21 protein-coding genes are annotated in these 22248 nt (G+C 72.7%); 11 read left to right on the top strand and 10 right to left on the bottom strand.

The window, feature by feature from the left end:
* Positions 1–108: 108 nt before the first annotated feature.
* From metF to ACQP00_RS44160, 3 genes are all read left to right on the top strand, one after another.
* Positions 109–1026 carry a methylenetetrahydrofolate reductase [NAD(P)H] gene (gene metF, locus ACQP00_RS44170; protein ID WP_433208912.1) on the top strand — a complete coding sequence of 306 codons (918 nt, stop codon included), beginning with the start codon at positions 109–111 and terminating at the stop codon, positions 1024–1026.
* Positions 1013–1672 carry a CDP-alcohol phosphatidyltransferase family protein gene (locus ACQP00_RS44165; RefSeq protein ID WP_433208909.1) on the top strand — a complete coding sequence of 220 codons (660 nt, stop codon included), beginning with the start codon at positions 1013–1015 and terminating at the stop codon, positions 1670–1672. Before metF ends, ACQP00_RS44165 begins: the two co-directional genes overlap by 14 nt.
* Positions 1673–1887: 215 nt before the next feature.
* Complete coding sequence (locus ACQP00_RS44160; RefSeq protein ID WP_433208905.1) at positions 1888–2244, top strand: hemerythrin domain-containing protein; 357 nt, start codon at positions 1888–1890, stop codon at positions 2242–2244.
* Here ACQP00_RS44160 and ACQP00_RS44155 read toward each other — a convergent pair.
* The 6 genes from ACQP00_RS44155 to ACQP00_RS44130 are packed head-to-tail and all read right to left on the bottom strand — an operon-like array spanning position 2228 to position 7145.
* A complete protein-coding gene (locus ACQP00_RS44155) occupies positions 2228–3667 on the bottom strand; it encodes a phytoene desaturase family protein (protein WP_433208902.1) in 1440 nt (479 codons plus the stop codon). The two genes, ACQP00_RS44160 and ACQP00_RS44155, sit on opposite strands and share 17 nt — an antisense overlap.
* The gene (locus ACQP00_RS44150) at positions 3655–4734 is read right to left on the bottom strand and encodes a glycosyltransferase (protein WP_433208899.1); all 1080 of its coding nucleotides are present in this window, start codon (positions 4732–4734) and stop codon (positions 3655–3657) included. Before ACQP00_RS44150 ends, ACQP00_RS44155 begins: the two co-directional genes overlap by 13 nt.
* Positions 4722–5462, bottom strand: a complete 741-nt coding sequence (locus ACQP00_RS44145) for a carotenoid biosynthesis protein (RefSeq protein WP_433208896.1) — start codon at positions 5460–5462, stop codon at positions 4722–4724. Before ACQP00_RS44145 ends, ACQP00_RS44150 begins: the two co-directional genes overlap by 13 nt.
* Positions 5459–5995, bottom strand: coding sequence for a GNAT family N-acetyltransferase (locus ACQP00_RS44140; protein ID WP_433049559.1), 537 nt, complete (start codon positions 5993–5995; stop codon positions 5459–5461). Before ACQP00_RS44140 ends, ACQP00_RS44145 begins: the two co-directional genes overlap by 4 nt.
* Positions 5992–6609: a monooxygenase gene (locus ACQP00_RS44135; RefSeq protein ID WP_433224209.1), complete on the bottom strand. Its 618-nt coding sequence runs from the start codon at positions 6607–6609 to the stop codon at positions 5992–5994. The genes ACQP00_RS44140 and ACQP00_RS44135 overlap by 4 nt, the downstream gene beginning before the upstream one ends.
* A gap of 47 nt (positions 6610–6656) precedes the next feature.
* Complete coding sequence (locus ACQP00_RS44130) at positions 6657–7145, bottom strand: YbaK/EbsC family protein (RefSeq protein ID WP_433208894.1); 489 nt, start codon at positions 7143–7145, stop codon at positions 6657–6659.
* Positions 7146–7396: 251 nt separating this feature from the next.
* Between ACQP00_RS44130 and ACQP00_RS44125 the strand changes: the two genes are divergently transcribed.
* From ACQP00_RS44125 to ACQP00_RS44105, 5 genes are all read left to right on the top strand, one after another.
* The gene (locus ACQP00_RS44125; protein WP_433208891.1) at positions 7397–8587 is read left to right on the top strand and encodes a winged helix DNA-binding domain-containing protein; all 1191 of its coding nucleotides are present in this window, start codon (positions 7397–7399) and stop codon (positions 8585–8587) included.
* Positions 8588–9689: 1102 nt separating this feature from the next.
* The gene (locus tag ACQP00_RS44120; RefSeq protein WP_433208888.1) at positions 9690–10211 is read left to right on the top strand and encodes an SAV_6107 family HEPN domain-containing protein; all 522 of its coding nucleotides are present in this window, start codon (positions 9690–9692) and stop codon (positions 10209–10211) included.
* Positions 10212–11298: 1087 nt separating this feature from the next.
* A complete protein-coding gene (locus ACQP00_RS44115) occupies positions 11299–12306 on the top strand; it encodes a hypothetical protein (RefSeq protein WP_433208885.1) in 1008 nt (335 codons plus the stop codon).
* Positions 12307–12447: 141 nt separating this feature from the next.
* Complete coding sequence (locus ACQP00_RS44110; protein ID WP_433224207.1) at positions 12448–13959, top strand: DNA polymerase Y family protein; 1512 nt, start codon at positions 12448–12450, stop codon at positions 13957–13959.
* On the top strand, positions 13959–17264 hold the full coding sequence (locus tag ACQP00_RS44105) for an error-prone DNA polymerase (RefSeq protein ID WP_433208882.1): 3306 nt from the start codon (positions 13959–13961) through the stop codon (positions 17262–17264). The genes ACQP00_RS44110 and ACQP00_RS44105 overlap by 1 nt, the downstream gene beginning before the upstream one ends.
* Before the next feature lie 54 nt (positions 17265–17318).
* Here ACQP00_RS44105 and ACQP00_RS44100 read toward each other — a convergent pair whose 3' ends face one another.
* Genes ACQP00_RS44100 through ACQP00_RS44090 form a run of 3 tightly spaced genes read right to left on the bottom strand, consistent with a single transcriptional unit; the run spans position 17319 to position 18910 of the window.
* Entirely contained in the window at positions 17319–18098 is a 780-nt protein-coding gene (locus ACQP00_RS44100; RefSeq protein WP_433208879.1) for a hypothetical protein, read from the bottom strand.
* Between the two features lie 19 nt (positions 18099–18117).
* Entirely contained in the window at positions 18118–18555 is a 438-nt protein-coding gene (locus ACQP00_RS44095; RefSeq protein ID WP_433208876.1) for a hypothetical protein, read from the bottom strand.
* Entirely contained in the window at positions 18548–18910 is a 363-nt protein-coding gene (locus ACQP00_RS44090) for a hypothetical protein (protein WP_433208873.1), read from the bottom strand. The genes ACQP00_RS44095 and ACQP00_RS44090 overlap by 8 nt, the downstream gene beginning before the upstream one ends.
* A 194-nt stretch (positions 18911–19104) precedes the next feature.
* On the opposite strand from ACQP00_RS44090, the gene ACQP00_RS44085 reads away from it, so the two are divergent.
* Entirely contained in the window at positions 19105–19524 is a 420-nt protein-coding gene (locus tag ACQP00_RS44085; RefSeq protein ID WP_433208870.1) for a hypothetical protein, read from the top strand.
* A gap of 49 nt (positions 19525–19573) precedes the next feature.
* Here ACQP00_RS44085 and ACQP00_RS44080 read toward each other — a convergent pair whose 3' ends face one another.
* Positions 19574–20554: an aldo/keto reductase gene (locus ACQP00_RS44080; RefSeq protein ID WP_433208867.1), complete on the bottom strand. Its 981-nt coding sequence runs from the start codon at positions 20552–20554 to the stop codon at positions 19574–19576.
* 93 nt (positions 20555–20647) lie between these two features.
* Here ACQP00_RS44080 and thiE point away from each other — a divergent pair, with 93 nt between their 5' ends.
* A complete protein-coding gene (gene thiE, locus ACQP00_RS44075; protein ID WP_433224205.1) occupies positions 20648–21193 on the top strand; it encodes a thiamine phosphate synthase in 546 nt (181 codons plus the stop codon).
* The gene (gene thiO / locus ACQP00_RS44070; protein WP_433208864.1) at positions 21190–22227 is read left to right on the top strand and encodes a glycine oxidase ThiO; all 1038 of its coding nucleotides are present in this window, start codon (positions 21190–21192) and stop codon (positions 22225–22227) included. The genes thiE and thiO overlap by 4 nt, the downstream gene beginning before the upstream one ends.
* Positions 22228–22248 lie beyond the last annotated feature (21 nt).

The following is a 22248-nucleotide window of genomic DNA, read 5'->3' as shown; positions in this document are numbered from 1 at the left end:
GCCCACCCGAAGCAATATCCGACCCCCTTTCTACCCCAGGGGTACGACAGTTCCGCCCGGCAAGTGGGGAGTGCCTGCTTGCCGGGGCGAAGCATTAGAGTTCAGGGCGTGGCTCTCGGACTTCCCTCTGTCATGGCCGGCCGGCCGGCCGCGATCGGTGACCTGATCGCGCAGCACGGCCCCACGTTCTCGTTCGAGTTCTCGCCACCCAAGACGCCCGAGGGGGAGCGGCTGCTCTGGCAGGCGATCCGGGAGCTGGAGTCGCTGCAGCCGTCGTTCGTGTCGATCACGTACGGGGCCGGCGGCACCACCCGGGACACCACCGTGGCCGTGACCGAGCGGGTCGCGACGGAGACCACGCTGCTGCCCATGGCCCACCTGACCGCGGTGAACCACTCCATCGCGGAGCTGCGCAACGTCATCGGCCAGCTGGCCGGGGCCGGCATCCGCAACTTCCTGCTGGTGCGCGGCGATCCGCCCGGCGACCCGATGGGCGAGTGGGTCCGCCACCCCGACGGCGTGCTCTACGCCGAGGACCTGGTCCGGCTCGTCCACGAGGCCGGGGACTTCAGCATCGGCGTGGCCGCGTTCCCGTACAAGCATCCGAGGTCGAGCGACGTCGAGGCGGACACCGCCAACTTCGTGAGCAAGTGCCGGGCCGGTGCCGACTTCGCCATCACGCAGATGTTCTTCGACGTCGACGACTACCTTCGGCTGCGCGACCGGGTCGCCGCGGCCGGGTGCGACACGCCGATCGTGGCCGGGCTCATGCCGGTCACCAAGATCGGCACCATCGCGCGCTCCCAGCAGCTCTCCGGCGCCCCGTTCCCGCCGGACCTGGCCGCGCGGTTCGAGCGCGTCGCCGACGACCCGGAGGCCGTGCGCCGGCTGGGCATCGACCACGCGACCGAGATGAGCCAGCGCCTGCTCGACGAGGGCGTGCCGGGCATCCACTACATCACCTTCAACCGGTCCACCGCGACCCGCGAGGTCTGGCAGCAGCTCGGCGTCGGTGCGCGCGCCTGAGCCGCTCGACTGGGAGGCATATGCCGAGCGCTGGTCGGCCGTGCACGGCGGCTACGACCCGCGCGAGGCGCCCGCCCTCGTCCGCGGCTGGCTGCGCCTCGGTCACGCGATGGGCACCGCGCTGCTGCGGGTGGGCGTGCGCAGCCCCAACGCCGTCACGTCCCTCGGCCTGCTGCTTTCCGCTTGTGTACCCGTTGTCGCCCTCCTCCCCGCCGGTCCCCTGTTGGCCGCTCTCCTGATCCTGTGCTCGGCCCTCGCCGACACGGTCGACGGCGTGCTGGCGGTGGTCGCCGAGCGGGCCACGCGCCTGGGCCAGGTGTACGACGCCGCCGCCGACCGCCTGTCCGAGGCCGCCTGGCTGCTCGCCTTCGCGCTCCTCGGTGCCCCGCTGTGGCTGGTTGTGGCGGCGGGCGGCGTGATGTGGCTGCACGAGTACGTCCGGGCGCGCGCCTCCGCCGCCGGCATGACCGACATCGGCGCGGTCACCGTCGCCGAACGCCCCACGCGAATCCTCCTGGCCATCTTCGGCCTCCTCGCGACCCTGTTCGACGAGCGCGCGGCGACGGTCACGATGGCGGCGGCCCTGCTCGTCGCGCTCGTCGGCTTCGCCCAGCTCCTGCGGGCCGTCCACAAGATCCTCCGCTGACACGCAGCACCGTTTCCCGGCGCAAACCCAGCGTGTCGCCCAGCGCGACTTAAATGCGGATTTGTCGGATTCGCCCAAGGCGCGCCAGCGCCGTCCGCGAATCCGACAAATCAAGCATCATCCGAAGCGCGCCGGCCCGTCCGCGAATCCGGCACATCAAGCGTCGCCCGAAACCCGGTTGCGGCCGTCCGGGAACCGGCCTCAAATGGCTGGTCGTGACCGATGAAGAGGACCGGCTCCGCGCGGCGGCGCAGATGCTTGCCACCATCCACGACGCGCTGCGCCGGGATCTGGCCGCGGCGCGGCGTGACCCGCGGGTGCACTGCCTGGCGTTCTGTGCCGCGCTCGGGGCGCATCATCGCAACGAGGACGCCGTGTTTCCCCGGGTCGAGGTGGCGTTTCCCGAGGCCGCTCCGCTGCTGCGGCGGCTGCGGGCCGAGCATGAGCGGATCGCCCGGCAGATTGAGCAGCAGCCCGATGCGGCGACGCTGGAGCGGATGGCGGTTGAGCTCGAGGAGCACTTCGCCCTTGAGGAGCGGGAGCTGGTGCCGCTGATCAGCCGGCTCCGATGAGGTCGGCGACGATCTTCGCGGACAGCATGACCAGTGGCAGCCCGCCGCCCGGGTGGACCGAGCCGCCCACCAGGAACAGGCCCGGGAGCGGGGCGCGGTTCGGGGGGCGTAGGAGGCCGTGACTGGCCGTACCGTAGATGGCTCCTCCTGGTGAGAACGTCGAGCGCTCCAGGTCGGCCGGGGTCAGCACGTCGCGGAAGAGCAGGCGGTCCCGCACGTCGTGGCCGCGCGCGGCGAGCACGTCGAGCACCCGGTCGGCGTAGTCCTCGCCGGCCGCCCTCCAGTCGACCGGGCCCTGCGGGGCGGCGTTCACCAGCACGAACCAGCCCTCGTGGCCGTCCGGGCGGACGAGGGGGTCGTCGGGCGACGTCACGAAGATCGTCGGGTCGGGGACGGGGCGGGGTGCGGTACCGAAGATGGCATCGAACTCGGCGTCGTAGTCGCGCGGGAAGAAGACCGTGTGATGCGCGAGGCCCGGCGTGCGGCCGCGCAGGCCCAGCAGGAGCACGAAGCCGCCCAGGCTGCGCGCCTCCAGCTTCCGGGCCTGGCGGGGGCGGGGGAGCAGCTCGCGGTACACCTGAAGGGCATCGGCGTTTGCGACCACCACGTCCGCGGGAACCGCGGTGCCGTCGGCCAGGACCACGCCCGCCGCGCGGGAGCCGGTCACGGTGATCGAGCGGACGGCCGCCCCGGTGACGACGCGCACGCCCAGCTCCTCGCAGCGGGCCAGCAGCTCGTCCGCGAGGGTGCGCAGGCCGCCGCGCAGGTACCACCCGCCGTACTCCAGCTCCGCGAACGGGATCGCCAGCAGCGCGGCCGGGGCGCGGCGGGGGTCGGCGCCGGTGTACGTCGCGTACCGGTCCAGCAGCATCCGCAGCCGCGGGTCGCGCAGCTGTGAACGGCCCAGGCCGCGCAGGCTCCGGCCGGGGGCGATCGCGGCGAGGTCGCGCAGCCGCCACGCGAGGCCGGCCATCCGCAGCGGATTGTCCACGGGCGCGGTCAGCACGTGCCGCCACGACGCGGCCCAGACGCGCCCGGCCCGCCGCCACAGCCGCCGCCAGTCCGCGGCCGCCTCCGCGCCGAACGCCGCCGCGATCCGTTCGGCGAACGCGTCGCCGGCCGCCGAGTCCAGCGTGGAGCCGTCCGGGAAGTGGTGGCGCACGATCGGGTCGAGCGGCACCAGGTCCAGCCCGCCGCCGCCCGTCGAGGCGAACAGCTCGGCCGCGACCTGGGGCAGCGTGAACAGGCTGGGCCCGGTGTCGAAGCGGAACGTCCCGGCGCCCGTCTCGCGCACGTGCCGCCCGAGCTTGCCGCCCACCGTCTCGGCCTGCTCGAACACGCTCACCCGGTGCCCGGCCGCGGCGAGCCGGGCGGCCGCCGACAGCCCGCCGACCCCGGCCCCGATGACGACTACGGCAGCCACGTCGGGCGCCCCTTCCACACGGTTCTGCGTCGGTACCCGTACGAGCGCACGACCAGCCAGGCGAACACCAGCACCGACACCGGGTGGGCGAGCGCGTCGGGCAGCGCACGGCCCCCCGTCGCGCGGGCGCTCACGAGGCGACCGGCGACGCCCAGGCCGTACGCGAGCAGACCCCACCACTGTCCGAACAGGACGGACGCGGGTGCGACGACGTAGAGGGCGAGCAGCAGCGCCAGCACCGCCGCCGCGCCCGCGGGGGAGCCGAACGACGCCCACAGCGACTTCGAGTAGCCCTCGCGCAGCTCGCCCCAGGAGGTGTACATCCGGCAGCGCGCCAGCCCCGCCCCGTCCGCGAGCGCGATCCGCCCGCCGGTGCGCTTGATCGCGCGGGCGAGCTCGATGTCCTCCAGCACCTTGGCCCGCACCGCCGCGTGCCCGCCCGCGCGCACGTACGCGTCGCGCCGCACGACCAGGAACTGCCCGCCGGCCGCGGCCAGCGACGGGCGGGGCGAGCGCTCCATGGCCCGCAGCGGCAGGAACGTGAGCCAGGACCACTGCAGCAGCGGCTGGACGAGGCGCTCGCCGGCGGTGCCGGTCTCGATCAGCGGGTACGGGCTGAGCAGGTCCACACCGGACGACCGCAGCAACGCGACCGCGCGGTCCACGGCGTCCGGGGCGAGCACGACATCGGCATCGACGAAGACGAGTACCGTTGCGTCGGCGGCCGCATCGGCCAGCTGCTGGCACGCGTGGGGCTTGCCCAGCCAGCCCGGCGGCAGATCCTTCCCGGCCAGCAGCGTCACCCGGTCGCCACCGAGACGCCGCACCAGATCGCCGGTGCCGTCGGTGGAACCGTCGTCCAAAATCAGCAGTTGTACTTCCTGAGGCAGCGCCAGCAGCGCCCGCAGGCACGGCTCGACCCGGCCCGCCTCGTTGCGCAGCGGCAGCAGGACGGCCACGGAGTCCCCGTGCGACACGTCCGGGCCCGGGCGGCGCAGGAGCCGGGCGTTGACGAGCGTGTGGACGAGGAGCGCGAGCAGCACCGCGCACGCGATCAGGACCGCCACAGCCGCACCGCCAGCGGGATCGCGACCAGTCCCATGCCCAGCGCGCCCCACGCGGCCGACGCCGGCAGCCCGAGGAACACGGCGTGGGCGAGGACGCTCGACGCGTACGTCCAGAGGTACATCGCGTACATCGGCGCGTCGGTTCCGGGCTGCGGCGCGTCCGGGCCGATCGTCGCGCGCAGCAGGGCCATCAGGACCACGGCGACGAGCAGCCAGCCGAGGTAGTTGGTGAGCGGGATGTCGGGGACGCCGGGGAGGGTGGCGGTGTCGGTGTGCCACAGCCAGTACCGTTGCGAAACCATCTGCGGGTCGAGGAACAGATCCCAGGCGGCGAGCCCGGCCCCGGCCACGGCGACGCGCGGGAGCGTGCGCGCGGCGAGCCGCCCCGCCGCCACCCAGGCGGGCCAGGCCATCCAGGTCCAAGCGAGCGGGATGACCAGGGGCACCCCGAGCAGCCGCGGGCCGAGCGCGGCGGTGTAGTCGTAGGCGCCGAACGGGAAGCCGGTCTCGCGCCCGAGCGCCTCGACCAGGAAGCCGCCGCCGGTCGTGACGAGGACCAGGGCGCCGGCGGTGCGCGGGCCGCGGGTCGCCCAGGCGTGCCCGACCGACACGGCGTAGCCGATGACCACGGTGGCGACGACGAAGCCGGTCCGCACGGTGCCGCCGGTCAGCGGATAGGCGATCTCCGCGAGCACCAGGGCGGCGAAGAGCGCCCAGAGCGCCTTCACAGGGGTAGCCGGCGGCCCAGCACGGCGAAGGGGCGGTCGTCGCCCGGGAAGTTGAAGTGGCGCAGGACGTCGACGAAACCGAACCGGCGGTACAGCCGCCAGGCCCGCGAGGTGGCCTCGGGCGCCTCCGGCGTGGACAGCAGGACGGTCTGGTGCGGGGCGTTGGTGAGCAGCTCGTGCAGCTGGCGCGCGCCGATGCCGTGCCCCTGCGCGTGCGGGCGGACGTGCAGCTCGACGAGCTCGAAGCAGTCGGTGAGCCAGAACTTGCGCGCGTCGCGGCGCAGGGCGTTGCGCACCTGGTCGTGCCACCACTGGCCGCCGGTGCCGCGGTAGCCGTACCCGAAGCCGAGCAGGTTGTTGTCGTCGTCGAGCGTGGCGACCGCCTGGAACGACTCGCGGCGGGTGTGCCCGGCGACGTAGCCGCGGCGGGTCTGGAGCAGCTGCACGGAGTACCCCATGGCCTCCCCGTACACGGCGATGACGTCGTCGAGCCGATCGAGCAGGTCCTCGCCGCGCCACCGAACGAGCCTCACTGGCCGTCCCTCCACCCGATCACCTCTCGGTCGCCGTCGATGCCGAGCACGCGGAACCGTGCGAACAGCTCCTCCGCATACCAGCCCAGCTCCGCCGTGCGCGTCACAACCGCGGCGTGCTCGGGCCGACGGTACGCGAACCGCACGACGTCCGCCGCGGAGCGCCAGACGCTCATCGTGCCCTGGAATCCTACGGGGGCCTCGCCGAAGCCGAAGGCGCAGTGCAGCCCCTCGGTGCCCGGGTCGTTGAGCGCCGCCCCGACCGGATCGATGGCCCGCCAGAACGCCCTCGCGCGCGTGGCCCGCAGCCGCGCGCGGGTCAGCACGGCCACGGGCCCATCGGACTTCGTGGCTGTCTCCGGCGTGAACGGGGACGTTCCGGACCAGGTGCCCCGGCTGGCGATCGGCTCGAGCGTCAGCGTGCACTGGGCGATGGCGCCGCGCATCCTGGGCTTCCCGGGTTCGGTCTGCGCGCCGGTCACGACGATCGCGGCCCAGCGCGTGAGGTCGGCCGAGCCCACGCCGAACTCGCTGCCCCGCCCGGTGCCGAGCAGCTTGGCGAACTCGGCCCCGCGCCTGACCTTCCGCCGGTCGAACGCCATGGACCAGAACATCGCCGGGACGGCCCGGCGGTGCACTCGCCAGACGTGCAGCCGGACCGTCACGCCACTTCGGCGGTGGTACCGCTGGTGACCCGCACCAGCTCCGCGAACGTGATCGGGAAGACGGCCTGGGGGATGCCGCCGGCCGCCCAGATCTCGTCGTACTGCCCGAGGTCGACGTCCACCAGCGTGCGCAGCGGCTTGGGATGCGCCAGCGGCGAGACCCCGCCGATGACCTGCCCGGTGCTGGCCCGAACGAATTCCGCGCTGGCCCGCTTGACCTTGCCCACCCCGACGAGCGCCGCGACCTTGGCGGTGTCGACCCGATGCGCCCCGGACGTGAGCACGAGCAACGGCTCGCCGTCGGCCTCGAAGATCAGCGAGTTGGCGATCTGGCCGACCTCGATCCCGATCGCCGCAGCCGCCGCGGCGGCGGTGTGGACCGGGTCGGTCAGAACCTTGACCTGGCAGGCACGGCCGGCGGCGTCACGCGCGCCGGCGGCGTCCAGCGCGTCCTGGATCGCCTGGACGTTGGGGTGAGGCTGCATGGTGTCTATCTTGCCTCGGGGGTTTTCTTCGATAAGTCGGGCGCTGGCGCGCCGCGACTTATCGGACTTATACCCCGACAGGAGCTTTATCCGCTTTTGCTGGTCTCTTGCGCGGCGGGTGATCTTGTCCGATAAGTCGGGCGCTGGCGCGCCGCGACTTATCGGATTTATACGGTGACGGGGTATATGTCGGGTTTGATGGCGTTCCGAGCGCTCGATTTTTTGTCGTACCCCGTGGCTATGGTGCGGGTATGACGGTTGGGGCGCGGCGACTCCGGGCCCAGCTGCTGTCCGGGCCGCCCGTGGACAGCGTGCTGGGGGCGGTGGAGCGGGTGGTGGGGGTACAGGCGCAGTCCTGGCCCGCGGCCCGCCTCGCCGTGCGCGCCCGGACCCGCGACCTGACCGCCGCCGACGTCGACCGGGCCCTGGCCCGCGGCGAGCTGGCCCGCACCTGGCTGATGCGCGGCACCCTGCACCTGGTGGCGGCGGCCGACCTCGGCTGGCTGACCGAGCTCTTCGGTCCCCTCAACGGCGCTGCGGGGGAGCGGCGCCGGGAGGAGCTCGGAGTCGACGCCGCCACCGCCGCGCAGGCCCTGGCCGAGCTGCCCGGCATCCTGTCCGGGGCCGGCCCGATGGACCGCGGCGAACTGGTCGCCCGCCTGGCTCGCCGCGGCGTGCGCATCGATGCGAGCGGGCAGGCTCCGGCCCACCTGATCGCGTACGCCGCCTCGACCGGCCTCGTCTGCCGCGGCCCCGACCTGAGCGGCCGGCCGACGGTGATCCTGACCGCCGACATCCATGCCGCCTCGCGGGCGTCTTCGGATCGGGGCTCAGGGCGGGCCTCGCCATCGGACTGCGATAGCCGCTTTGCCGGCTCGGATCGGGGCTCGGGGCGGCCCTCGCCATCGGACTGCGATAGCCGCTTCACTGGCTCGGATCGGGGCTCGGGGCGGCCTTTGTCGCCGGACTGTGGTCGTCGCTTCACCGGGGACGCTGCCCTGGCCGAGCTCGCCCGGCGCTACCTGCTCGGCTACGGGCCGGCCGACGCGTCCGATTTCGCCGCCTGGTCGGGCCTGCCGATGGCGAGCGCCCATCGTGCCCTGGCCCTGTGCCCTGACACGGCGAGCCTCTCCGCGGCGGTGCCTCCACCGCGCCTGCTGGGCCAGTTCGATTCCATCCTTCTCGGGTACCGCGACCGCTCGTTTGTCCTTCCGGCAGTACACGCCCGCCGCGTCAACACCGGCGGCGGCATGATCGCCCCCACCCTGCTGATCGACGGCCAGGTGGCGGGGCTGTGGCGCCGCGCCGGGCGGCGGGTGGTGCTGCGCCCTTTTCCCGGGGCCCGGCTGCCGGGCGGGGCTCGCGCCGCCCTGGAGGCGGAGGTGGCGGACATGTCCCGCTTCCTGGGCGAACGTCTGACGCCGGCCTGGGAGGACGTGTGAGCTGCTTCCGGTCGCCGTTTTCCTCGTCGCCGCTCCTGCACGTTTCCTCGTCGCTGTTCCTGCGCGTTTCCTCGTCGTTCCTGCACGCCAGTGGCGGCCTGACCTCGGTGCGGAGTGATCGACAGGCGTTGGGTGCGCGGGCCGGAGGGGCTCGCCGGGGTGATCGTACGAACGGATGTACGAAAATCCTCGCTGAACCATTGCCACTCACCGGGTCGGCCGGTGTACTCTTGAGCCATCGAACGAGTGTTCGAACTGCTTCGGGTAAGGCGATTCGCGGCGCCAATCCCGAGCGCGGTCCGCGACACCGCGGAGGCCGGATTTTCGCGGGTCTGGCCTCAGGCGGGGCCGCCGTTCGCCGCCCACGACCCCCGGGCGGCGGACGGCGACCCAGCCGGTCGGGTGTGGTGTGGGGAAGCTCCACGCCCGACCGGCACGCCGTCGCAGTCGCGGACCGGCACCCGTTCGACCCACAACTGCATATCGCTCCACCCGCCCTCTGGCTCGCCGCTCCGTTCGCGATCACATCCGATCGCGGCCGGCTCGGCCAGGGGGCGACCGGCGCCGCACCCGTGACGCCGGCTTGCAGCTCCACCCCGCACCTTGTTTCCGCACGGCCCTGAAGTTCCGCAGTTCGTTCCGCAGTCCGTTCCGCAAGTCCGCGCCGTCCACTCGTCGCAGTTCCGCAAGACCAGTTCCGCGGTGCGTTCCCGCAAGACCGGTTCCGCAGTCCGTTCCCGCAAGACCGCAGTTCCGTTTCCGTAAGACCGCAAGACCGCAGTTCCGTTCCCGCAGGACCGCAAGTCCGCAAGTCCGCAGTTCGTTCCGTACAGCCCGGAGCGTCGTGGTCCATCGCCTCGAAGCTCCACGGCCCGGATCGACGGTCCGCAGTTTTCGCAGGCCGCAGTCCTCGCAGTCTGCAGTTTTCGCAAGCCGCAGTCCTCGCAGTTCATAGCTAGAGCCCCACGGTCCATAGCCAGCTTCAGCGGTCCCATACGCCAGGCGGTTGCGACTCCCCCCGCAGCGGCACGGCATGCGCACCAAAGCGCACTCATCGGCGCAGGCACGAAACCTGCCGACGTACCACCGAGGGAGAGCACCGATGCCGACGAACCGTTCGACCAGCTCGTCCAACATCAGTCGTTTCCCGGCCCCGACTCCGGCCGCCGGGCCGAGCGGTGCTTCCCGCCAGCAGCTTCCGATTCCCGCGCATGCGCTTCCCCACCGCACCCCGCGCGAACTGCTCACCATGGCCCGCCACGGGTTGGAAGAGGCCGCCGAGATTCGGGCCGACGGCATGCGGTACGCGACTGCCCACCTCGCGGCCCTGCGCGCCGCCGCTGCGGTCCTCGCCGCTCGCGCCGTGCCCGCCGCGCCCGGCCGTCGCAGCCGTGTGACCAGCGTCTGGTCGCTGCTGGTGCTGGTCGCCCCGGAACTGAGCGAGTGGTCCGCCTTCTTCGCCGCCACGGCGAGCAAGCGCTCCGCCGCCGAGGCCGGCATCCCCCGCGTGGTCACCGCCCGCGAGGCCGACGACCTGATGCGCTCCGCGGAGCAGTTCATCGCCGTCGTTGAGGTCGCCCTCGGCTACTCGTACCAGCCGAGGCTCGAAGGCCTGGCCAGCTGACCCGCGCCCAGCCAAGCTCGTGCAACCGACAGCCGGCCACCCGCGCTCACCGTTCGCCGCGCCCACAGCTCCGGCGCCAGACGCTGATGTTTCGGGCGCGCCCACGTTTCAGGTGAAGCCCGCCGCGCCCGCAGCTCCGGCGCCAGGCGCTGACGTTTCGGGCGCATCCAGGTCTCAGGTGAAGCCCGCCGCGGTCGTAGCTCCGGCGTCAGGCGCTGACGCTTTGGGCGCGCCCACGGTTCAGGTAAAGCCCGCCGCTCCGGCGTCAGGTGCTGACGTTTCGGGCGCAGCCACGTCTCGGGTGAAGCCCGCCGCGCCCGCCGCTCCGGCGTCAGGCGCTGACGTTTTGGGCGCAGCCACGTTCCAGGTGAAGCCCGCAGCTCCGGCGTCGGCCCTCCGCCCCGACCGAGCCGACCACCGCGGCCGAGCCGACCACCGAGCAGCTCGCCACGACCGAGCGGGCGCTGACGTTTCAGGCGCAGCTACGTCTCAGGTGAAGCCCGCCGCGGTCGCGAGTTCGACGCTCGCGCCGCGGTGGGGCTTTGCCGTGCCCGCCTTCTCGGTCGAGGGCGCTGCGCTCGAAGGTGCCGGCGGCGCTGCGCCTGAAGGTGCCGGCGGCGCTGTGCCCGAAGGTGCCGGCGGCGCTGCGCTCGAAGGTGCCGGCGGCGGTGAGGGTGGTCCCGCGCCCGAGTCGGTTGGTGTGGGCGGAAGCGTTCCGTTGCTTGAGTTCTCGTCGCCGGCCGTTGCTGAAGCTGTGTCGTCTGGGATTGGGTTCGTGCCGATGGCCCCCACCGTCGTGTTCGTGCCGCTCCCGGCTTCCCCCGACGCGGAGTTCAGTGGGCGGTCCGACGCGGGACTCGATGGGCGGGTCGTTCCGCCCGGGGCCAGGTCGGCCTGGCCTGGGTTTCTCACGGCGCCGCCTGACAGTGGGCGCGCGGCCTGAGTCGTCCGGCAGGACGTCAAAAGGCCGATCCGTCGCTCGTGAGGAAAGGGGGAGCTTTTCATAAGTGTGGGCGATTTGCCCATATTTGTACAGGCTGATACGACGCGTGGGGGAGCAAGAAAGGCCGTGGCTGGCGCATCGGGCTTGGCGGTTGCCGAGCTTGAGGATGGGGCGTACGACGACGTGCGGCCCGAGGACGACGACTGGTCCACGATCAGCGTCGTCGGTGGCCGCGCGTCCCGGCGCATCGACCGAACGGCCGCCAACGCCGATAAAAGCGCCGCCCACGCCGACAAAAGCGCCGCCCACGCAGACAAAAGCGCCCACGCAGACAAAAGCGCAGACAACGCCGACAAGAGCGCGAACGCAAAAGCAAAAGCGAAAGAGATCGAGGCCGCGCGGGCCTTCGTGGTCGGGCTGGCCGGGAAGCCCAAGGAGCGGCTGCAGGTCGTGCGGCCGGCCAAGCTCGACGGGGTGGTGCGTACCGCGGGGGAGCGGGACGTCGAGGTCGTTGCCGGGACCAGGTCGTTGCCGGTGGTGGCGGGGCTGCGGGAGCTGCTGCCCGGCGGCGGGCTGCGGCGCGGGGCCACCATCGCCGTGCACACCTCGTCGGTGTTGCTCGCGATGCTCGCCGCCGCGTCGAAGGCCGGGTCCTGGTGTGCGGTCGTGGGGGTGCCGTCGTTCAATCCCGTGGCGGCGGCCGAGATGGGGATCGCGCTCGAGCGGTTGGCGTTGGTGCCGCATCCCGGTACCGAATGGACGACCATCGTCGCCGCGATGCTCGATGGGTTCGACATCGTGGTGACGGCGCCGCCGGGGGCGATCGCGCCGGTCGTGGCCGGGCGGCTCGCGGCGCGGGCCCGGCAGCGGGGGAGTGTGCTCATGGCGGCGGGGTCGTGGGCCGGGGCCGACCTCACGCTGGCGCCCGTCGACGGGGTCTGGGGCGGCATCGGCACCGGACGTGGCCGCCTCCGCCACCGCGAGCTCACCGTCCAGGCGCGCGGCCGCGGGTCCGCCAGTGCGCCGCGCGAGGTGACGCTGCAACTCCCCGAGATGACGGGCACGCTGCCGCCGGTGACGCACGCGCTGCCCGCCGGTGACCGTGCCGCGAACCGGGAGCAGGAGCCGGTCAAGCTGCGCAGGGTGGGGTGACCAGACAAGGTGACCAAACAAGGTGACCGAAACCAAGGTGACCAAAACAAGGCGACCGAGAACAAGGCGACCGGGAACAAGGTGACCGGGAACAAGGTGACCGAGAACAAGGTGACCGAGAACAAGGTCACCAAAACCAGCATGCGCACGATCGTCGTCTGGTGTCCCGACTGGCCCATCGTGGCGGCCGAGATCGTCGACGGGTACCCGTCCCAGGAGCCCGTCGCCGTCCTGCACGCCAACAAGGTGCTCGTCGCCTCGCCCGCCGCGCGGGAGGAAGGGGTGCGGCGAGGGCTGCGCAAGCGGGAGGCGCAGGGCCGCTGCCCGCATCTCATCGTGCTCGACTACGACCCCGGCCGCGACATGCTCGCGTTCGAGCCGGTGCTCGCCGCCGTCGAGGCCGTGGCCGCGGGGGTGGAGGCGCTGCGGCCGGGGGCGTGTGCGCTGGCGGTGCGCGGGCCCGCGCGGTACTACGGCGGGGAAGCGGTCGCCGCCGAGCGGATCGTCGAGCACATCGCGCAGCAGTGCGGGGTGGAGGCGCAGATCGGGATCGCCGACGGCACGTTCGCGGCCGGGCTCGCCGCGCGGGCCGGGATCATCGTGCCCGACGGGGAGACGGCGGAGTTCCTGGCGCTACAGAGCATCGCCGCGATCGGGCGGCCCAACCTCGTCGACCTGCTGCGCCGGTTGGGCATCCACACGCTCGGGGAATTCGCGGCGCTGCCGGGGGCGGACGTGCTGGACCGGTTCGGGTTCGACGCCGCGCTCGCGCACCGGCTGGCCGGCGGGCGGGACGAGCGGCCGCTCGCGCCGCGGCAGGCGCCGCCCGATCTCGTGGTCAGCGAGACGTTCGACGAGCCGGTCGAGCGGGTCGACGCCGCCGCGTTCGCCGCGCGGAACCTGGCCGAGCGGCTGCACGACCGGCTCGGGCGGCACGGGCTGGCCTGCACCCGGCTGGCCATCGAGGCGGTCACCGAGACCGGCGAGGAGCTCACGCGGACCTGGCGCCACGACGGCCTGCTGAGCGTCAACGCCGTCGCCGACCGCCTCCGGTGGCAGTTGGAGGGGTGGGTTCGAAACGGGCAGAACCGACGGATCGCCACCATCGCCCTCATCCCCGAAGGCGTCATCGCGCACCTCGGCATACAGCCTGGCCTCTGGGGCGAAGCCGGCGAGGAACGCGACCGCGCCCACCGAGCCATGTCGCGAGTACAAGGCCTCCTCGGCCCCGACTCCGTGCTCACCGCGGTCCTCGACGGCGGGCGAGCGGACCAGAGCCGGATCCGGCTCGTGCCCTGGGGCGACGAACGCCAGGCCCGCGCGACCGAGGCGCCGTGGCCCGGGCGCATCCCGAGTCCGAGCCCGGCCACGGTCTACCCCGACCCGATCCCGGCCACCGTCAGCGACGCGGCCGGCGAACCGGTCGGGGTCGGCGGCCGCCTGGAGCTCACCGGCGACCCGCACAGCATCACGATCCACGACGAGACCATCGAGATCACCGGCTGGGCCGGACCCTGGCCGATCGACGAGCGCTGGTGGGACGAGGAAGAGGCGGTCCGGGCGGCCCGGTTCCAGCTGCTGCTGGCGGACGGCCGGGCCTTTCTGGCGGTACTGCGAAACGGAGCCTGGCACATGGAAGCGCTGTACGACTGATGGGCTTCACGAACCCCGACATCCCGTGGTCGAAGCTGCACGACCGGATGAGCTGGGAGCCCCCGGGCCCCGAGTACCACCCGGACGTCCTGGCGGCCGACGGCGGCGACGCGCCGGCCTGGTCGCGCAAGCGCGCGGAGTACACCGCGCCCGCGATCGACCGGGCGCGGGACACGGTGCCGTACGCCGAGCTGCACTGCCACAGCAACTTCAGCTTCCTCGACGGCGCCAGCCACCCCGAGGAGCTGGCCGAGACCGCCGCCCGCCTGGGCCTGGAGGCCCTCGCCATCACCGACCACGACGGCTTCTACGGCGTGGTGCGCTTCGCCGAGGCGGCCCGGGCGCTCGACCTGAAGACGGTGTTCGGCGCCGAGCTCTCCCTCGGCCTGCCCGGGCCGCAGAACGGCGAGCCCGACCCGCTCGGCCGCCACCTGCTGCTGCTCGCCCGCGGTCCGGAGGGTTACGCCCGGCTCTCCCGCGTGCTCAGCGAGGCCCACCTGCGCGGCGGGGAGAAGGGCCGTCCGGTGTACCACCTGGAGCAGACCGCCGCCGCCCTGCGCGACCACGTCGTGGTGCTCACCGGCTGCCGCAAGGGCCCGGTGCAAGCGGCCCTCCTGGACAGCGGCCCCGACGCGGCCAGACGAGCCCTTGATGAGCTCGAAACCCTGTTCGGCGCCGAGAACGTCGTCGTCGAGCTGACCTCCCACGGCGACCCGTTGGACGACGAGCGCAACGACGCCCTCTACACCATGGCGAAGCAGGCCATCGCCACCAACAACGTCCACTACGCCGTGCCGAGGCAGCGGAAACTCGCCACCGCCCTGGCCGCGGTGCGGGCGAGAAGAAGCCTCGACGAGATCGACGGCTGGCTCCCCGCCGCCGGCTCGGCCTACCTGCGCTCCGGGGCCGAGATGGCCAGGAGGTTTGCCGCCTACCCCGGCGCGGTGGCGGGCGCCGCCCGGCTGGGCCGCGAGCTCGCCTTCGACCTGCAGCTGGTCGCCCCCAACCTGCCCGACTATCCGGTGCCGGTCGCGGGCGTCAGCGAGATGGAGTGGCTGCGCCACCTCACGGCGGAGGGCGCGAAGGAGCGGTACCCGGGAAATGCCAAGGCCCACGCCCAGCTGGAACACGAGCTGGCGATGATCGAGGAGCTGGACTTCCCCGGCTACTTCCTGGTCGTGCACGACATCGTCACCTTCTGCCGCGACAACGGCATCTACTGCCAGGGCCGCGGCTCGGCGGCCAACTCGGCGGTCTGCTACGCGCTGAAGATCACCAACGTCGACGCGGTGCGGTGGGGGCTGCTGTTCGAGCGGTTCCTGTCCCCGGAGCGCGACGGGCCGCCGGACATCGACATCGACATCGAGTCCGATCGTCGCGAGGAGGTGATCCAGCACGTGTACCGCAAGTACGGCCGCACCTACACCGCCCAGGTCGCCAACGTCATCTCGTACCGGCCGAAGTCCGCCGTCCGCGACATGGCCAAGGCGTTCGGGCACTCCCCGGGCCAGCAGGACGCCTGGAGCAAGCAGGTCGAGCGCTGGGGCGCCGTGGCCGTGACGGAGACCGAGGACATCCCCAAGCCGGTGGTGGACTTCGCCAACGAGCTCATGACGTTCCCCAGGCACCTCGGCATCCACTCCGGCGGCATGGTCATCTGCGACCGCCCGGTGATCGAGGTCTGCCCGGTCGAGCACGCCCGCATGGAGAACCGGACCGTCCTGCAGTGGGACAAGGACGACTGCGCCGCCGTCGGGCTGGTCAAGTTCGACCTGCTCGGGCTCGGCATGCTCTCGGCGCTGCGGTACGCGTTCGAGATGATCGACTCCGAGCTGGACATCGCGCACATGCCGCTGGACGACCCCGAGGTGTACGACATGCTCTGCCGGGCCGACTCCGTCGGGGTGTTCCAGGTCGAGAGCCGGGCCCAGATGGCGACGCTGCCCCGGCTCAAGCCGCGGACGTTCTACGACCTGGTGGTCGAGGTGGCGCTGATCCGGCCGGGCCCGATCCAGGGCGGCTCCGTCCACCCGTACATCCGCCGCAAGAACGGACTGGAGGAGGTCAGCTATCCGCATCCGCTGCTCCAGCCGTCGCTCGAGAAGACCCTGGGCGTGCCGCTGTTCCAGGAGCAGCTCATGCAGATGGCCATCGACGTGGCCGGCTTCACCCCGGCCGAGTCCGACGAGCTGCGCCGGGCGATGGGCTCGAAGCGCTCGATGGAGCGGATGAGCGCGATCCGCGACCGGCTCTTCGCCGGCATGGCCGAGAACGGGATCACCGGGCCGCTCGCGCAGGAGCTGTTCGAGAAGCTGGCCGCGTTCGCCAACTACGGCTTCCCGGAGAGCCACGCGATGAGCTTCGCCTACCTGGTCTACGCCAGCGCCTGGCTCAAGCGCTACCACCCGGCCGCGTTCTGCGCCGCGCTGCTCAACGCCCAGCCGATGGGGTTCTACTCGCCGCAGTCGCTGGTCGACGACGCCCGCCGGCACGGGGTCGAGGTGCGCCGGCCCGACATCAACGCCAGCGCGGCGGCGGCCACGCTGGAGGGCGACCCCAAGCCGGACGTGTCCGAGGCGCCGCGCGATTGGGGCCGGGACGGCCCCGCGGTCCGTCTGGGGTTCAGGTCCGTGCGCACGCTGGGTGACGCGGTGGCGGAAAAGCTCGCGTCGGTACGGCACGAAGGCGGCCCCTACACCTCCCTGACCGACGTCGCGCGGAGGGCGGGCCTGTCCGCGGTACACCTGGAGGCCCTCGCGACCGCGGACGCCTTCGCGAGCCTGGGACTCACCCGCCGCGAGGCCCTGTGGGCGGCCGGCGCCGCGGCCCGTGAGACGGCGAACCGGCTGCCGGGCACGGTCGGCGGCCAGCACGCGCCGATGCTGCCCGGCATGGACGCGGTCGAGCGGATGGTCGCCGACGTGTGGGCCACCGGCCTGGCCCCGGACGCGCATCCGGCCCAGTTCGCCCGGCCCTACCTCGACACCATCGGCGCGGTGTCGATCGAGGGCCTGCAGGCGGTCAGTGCCGGGCGCCGGGTGTCGGTCGGCGGCATCGTCACCCACCGCCAGCGCCCGGCCACGGCCGGCGGGGTCACGTTCATCAACCTCGAGGACGAGACCGGGATGCTGAACGTGACCTGCACGCCGGGGCTCTGGCAGCGGTACCGCCGGGTCGCCCGCACGGCCAACGCGATGGTCATCCGCGGGGTGCTGGAGAAGGCCGAGGGGGTGCTCAACCTGCGGGCCGACCACCTCGCCGCGCTGACCCTGCCGATCCGCTCGCCGAGCCGCGACTTCCGCTGACGCTTGCCGGGTGCGGCTTGCGCTGACACTTCCGCGTGCGGCTCCCGGTGCGGCTCAGCCGGTGGCCAGGCGGTCCCAGTCGGCGGCGAACTGCATCGGGTCGCTGGGGTTGGCCTTGATCGGGATGACCCCGCCGGGCTGCATGACCGAGACCCGTTCCAGCGGCACCGCGAACACGGCCGGACCCGCCACCGGGGCGCGACCCTGCACGGCGATGTGCAGCTGCGCGGAGTACAACGGCCGCCCTTGCTCGTCGAGGCTCCCGGCGAACTCGGCCGACAGCACCCGGATGGTCCCGGGGATGCCGGTGGCGAGGATCTGCTGCTTCAGGAAGGGGTCGGCGGGCGGCGGCGTGGGTGGTGCCGGCGGTTGTTCGGCCGCGAACGACCACTCGATGACCACCTTGGCCGGGTCGAGCGGGTCGACGAGCACGGTCAGCGGGCGGCCGGTGCCGAGCATGCCGGTCGCGATCAGCGGCACGTACTCCTTCACCGTGGTGTCGTAGGTGCCGTGCCCGGGCGCCGTGATCCGCAGCTGGAGCGCGACCTGGGGCTGCTCGTTCATGTACACCCCGGTCTGGCGCGCGCCGAGGACCTGGGCGGTGCCGCGCACGCCGTGCTCGCGCAGGGCCTGGGCGTCCTTGAACCGCCGGTGGAAGCGCCGCCCGAACAGGAACAGGATCACCGCGGTGACCATGAGCGCGCCACCGACCAGCGTGAATGTCGTGGTGAGCTCGGGCACGACGGCCCCGACGCCGACGAAGACGCCGCCGAGCAGGAACTCGAAGACGGCCACGAGGTACATCACGATGGCCGGCCCACGGGAAGTGGTCATGGCGCGAATGGTGGAGCAGTCAGCCCTTCGCCGCTGTCGTCTCCGCGACCGCCCGCTGTCCGGAGGTACGCCAGAGCCAGAACAGGCCGACGAACGGCAGGACCAAGGGGACCCAGCCGTAGCCCTCGCCGAAGCCGGACCAGACGGTCGGGTGCCGGAACGCGGCCTCGTCGACCAGGCTGGCCGTGCCGACCGCGAGCACGCCGAGCAGCTCGAAGCCGACCGCGAACCAGGCGACCCGGCGCGAGGCCGGGCTTGAGCGGGCCAGGGCGACGGTGGCCACGATGTAGACCAGCGCGGCCAGCGCCGAGAGCGAGTAGGCCAGCGGCGCGTCGTGGAACTTGGTGCCGATCTGGACGCCGGCCCGCGCGCTGGCGGAGAGGGCGAACACGCCGTACACGAACACGAGCACGCGCCCGAAGCCGCGGTTGAGGGGTTTCCCGGTCTTGTCAGCCATTCCAGATCTGTCCGAGTCGCAGGATGAGCACCGGCACGATGACCGCCGCCGCCCCGATGAGCAGCGAGCCCCAGCGGGTCGGCTCCATGCGGGCCAGCACGATGCCGGCCGGGGGGAGCAGCACCGCGGTCAGCAGGTACCCGATGAGCGTGACCATGTCGCCGCCGGTCGGCCGGCTACCGTCCGCCAGCCCGACGACCAGCGCCACCACCTGGACCGCCACCAGCGCCTCGACCGCCCACAGGCCGATGAACAGCGGGCGGGACGGCTCACGCTGCCGGAAGAACTCGACGAACGCCCAGACGGCGACCACGAGCGACAGCACGTGTGCGGCGATTGCCAGCGGCCCGATCACGGCCGACAGCGTATCCCCGCCGCGGATCGGTATCCTCGGCAGCATCGGTCCTGGCCGGCGGTAGGACACGCCGCGCTCCGTGAGCGTGGTTCACTTCTGTCGGCAAGCCGCCACTGGCACGTTTCCGGGATTCTTCCGCGTAACCGTGGCCGTACCGTTCATGGCAACGCAATACGACGACCAAGGGGAACACGATGAGCGACTTCGACGCCGGCGACACTGGTCACGACGTGGACTACGGCCACTTCTCGGCCGGCCAGGAGCACGACGGTCTCGACCAGCTGCACCAGGCCCAGGGCTCGGAGCACGACGCGCAGTCGCAGTTCGGCGTGTACGAGGACGACCACCACGCGCAGGAGTCCACGGACTTCTCGACGGGCCAGCACGTGGAGTACGACCAGCCGGCCGCCGTGCACTTCGAGTCGACCGACTTCACCAACTACAGCCACGACGCGTCCGAGGACGACCACACGTTCGCCGCCCAGGGCAGCGAGCAGACCCACTCGGCCGAGTTCGGCGAGCTGGACGCGCTGTCGCAGCGCTTCGACACCGCGTTCGCCGAGGGCACCGAGCTCCACGGCGGCGAGGGCCAGTTCGGCGTCGCCGCGAACTAGTCCCACCGTTGTACCGAAGGGGGCCCCGGCGGGCCCCCTTCGTGTTGTCTCAGGAGTGGCCGGAAACGGCCTGCGGGACGTAGCCCGCCGCCAGGCGCTCGAGCTCCTTCTCGTCCAGGGTCAGGTCGGTCGCGGCGATCGCGTCCTCCAGGTGCTGCAGCTTCGTGGCGCCGACGATCGGGGCGGTCACGGCCGGCTGGGCGAGGAGCCAGGCCAGCGCGGTCTGGGCCGGGCTGACGCCGCGCTCGGCGGCCAGTTCGGCGTTGGCGTCGACGATGTCGAACGCGCTCGCCGAGTACAGCGAGTCGCCGAACGGGTCGTTGTTGGCCCGCGTGGTGCGGCGCTCGCCGTCGCGGCCCCGGTTGCCGGCGAGCAGGCCCCGGGCGAGCGGGCTCCACGGGATGACCCCGACGCCCTGGTCCTGGCAGAGCGGGAGCATTTCGCGCTCTTCCTCGCGGTACACGAGGTTGTAGTGGTTCTGCATGGCGACGAACGGGGTCCAGCCGTTCGCGCGGGCGAGGTACTGGGCCTTGGAGAACTGCCAGGCGTACATGCTCGACGCGCCGATGTAGCGGGCCTTGCCGGCGCGCACCACGTCGTGCAGGGCCTCCAGGGTCTCCTCGATCGGCGTGTTCGGGTCCCAGCGGTGGATCTGGTAGAGGTCGACGTAGTCGGTGCCGAGCCGGCGCAGCGAGTTGTCGATGCCGGCCAGGATGTGCTTGCGCGACAGGCCGCCGTCGTTGGGGGTGTCGCTCATCCGGCCGTGCACCTTGGTGGCCAGCACGTAGTCGTCGCGGCGCGCGAAGTACTTGGCGAGCAGCCGGCCGGTGATCACCTCGCTGGCCCCGAGGGAGTAGACGTCGGCGGTGTCGAAGAACGTGATGCCGGCCTCGGCCGCGCGGCGCACGAACGGGTCGGCACCCTCCTCCTCCAGCGCCCACGGCCGCTGGGCCGGGTCGCCGTAGCTCATCATGCCGAGACAGATTTCCGAGACCTGCAGGCCGGTCCGGCCGAGTCGTACTTGCTTCATGTCTGAAAAGCTATCGCGGTGCATCCTCCTGAACGGCCACTCGGACGACTGCATCTCATCACCGACACGAGACCGGGCCGCGACACCCTCGCCGTGGTGGCCGCGGCCCTGCGCGCGGGCTTCGACGTGGTGCAGGTGCGCCCCGAGGACCACGTCACCGACCGCGAGGCCTACGAGCTGACCGTGCGCGTGCTCGCCATGTGCCGCGAGCTGGGCCGCACCTGCCTGGTCAACGACCGGCTGCACATCGCCCTGGCGGCCGGGGCCGACGGCGGGCACGTGGGCGCCGACGACCTGCCGGTGGCCGCCGCCCGGCGCATCCTGGGCCCGGCCGCGATCCTCGGGGCGACCGCGCGCAACCCGGTCACGGCCCGCCAGGCGGTCGCGGACGGCGCCTCGTACCTCGGCGTAGGTCCTGCTTACGCGACGGACACCAAGGCCGGCCTGCCCGACGCCATCGGGGTGGCGGGGGTCCGCGCGGTCGCGGCGGCGGTCCCGGTCCCGGTGGTGGCGATCGGCGGGGTGACCGCGCACCGGGCGCCGGAGCTCTATGCGGCCGGCGCGCACGCGGTCGCCGTGGTGGGTGCGGTCAGCGGGGCGGCCGATCCGTTCGCCGCGGCCGCGGAGTTCCTCCGGTGAGCGTCGCGATCGTCGGGGCCGGGATCATCGGCCTGAGCATCGCGTTCGAGCTGGTCGAGCGGGGTGTTGAGGGGATCACGCTGTACGACGGCGATCCGGGGCGGGGTGCCGGGCTGGTCGCGGCCGGGATGCTCGCGCCCACCGCCGAGGCCGTCTTCGGCGAGGAGGACCTGCAGGCCCTGATGCTGGAGTCGGTGCGGCGCTGGCCCTCGTTCGCCGCGCGGGTCGAGGCGCGGACCGGCGTTGCGATCGCCTACCGCACCGAGGGCACGCTGCTCGTCGCCCTCACCGCCGACGACCAGGCGGAGGTCGACCGGCTGATCGGGTTCTACCGCCGCGCCGGTACCGCCATCGAGCCGCTCACCGGCCGCCAGCTCCGCGAGCGCGAGCCGCTGCTGGCCCCGCGGGTGCGCGGCGGGGCGTACGCGCCGGGCGATCACCAGGTCGACCCGCGGCTCCTGCTGCGCGCGCTGCGCACCCTGCCGGTGCGGTTCGAGCGGCGGGAGATCACCGATCTGTCCACGCTTCGGGAAGATGTGACGATCGTCGCCACCGGGATCGGCTCGGCCGCGCTGACCGGGCTGCCGGTGCGCCCGGTGAAGGGTCAGCTGCTGCGGCTGCGCGGGCCGGAACCGCTGCTGCGGCACGTGGTGCGGGGCGTGGCGGCGGGGCGGGACGTGTACCTCGTCCCGCGGGCCGACGGCGAGCTCGTCGTCGGGGCCACGGAGGAGGAGCGCGGCGCCGACACCACGGTCACGGCCGGCGGCGTGCTGGACCTGCTCCGCCCGGCCGCCGACCTGCTGCCCGGGGTCGCCGAGCTGGTCCTCGCCGAGACCCTGGCCGGCCTGCGCCCGGGCACTCCGGACAACGCCCCGGTGATCGACCGGCTGCCCGGCGGCGCGTTGGTGGCCACCGGGCACCACCGCAACGGCGTCCTGCTGGCCCCGGCCACCGCGGCGGCGATCGCCGACCTCATCGTCTTCGATTCGACGGAAATCGATATCAGCGCGTTCGGGTCCGGCCGCTTTACCTGAGCCCGACGGCGGCGTTATGGT

This window comes from Dactylosporangium sp. CS-047395, from assembly GCF_050942185.1.
Lineage (GTDB): Bacteria > Actinomycetota > Actinomycetes > Mycobacteriales > Micromonosporaceae > Dactylosporangium.
Note: the sequence above shows the minus strand (reverse complement) of the source record. Positions and strands in the feature narration are given on the sequence as shown.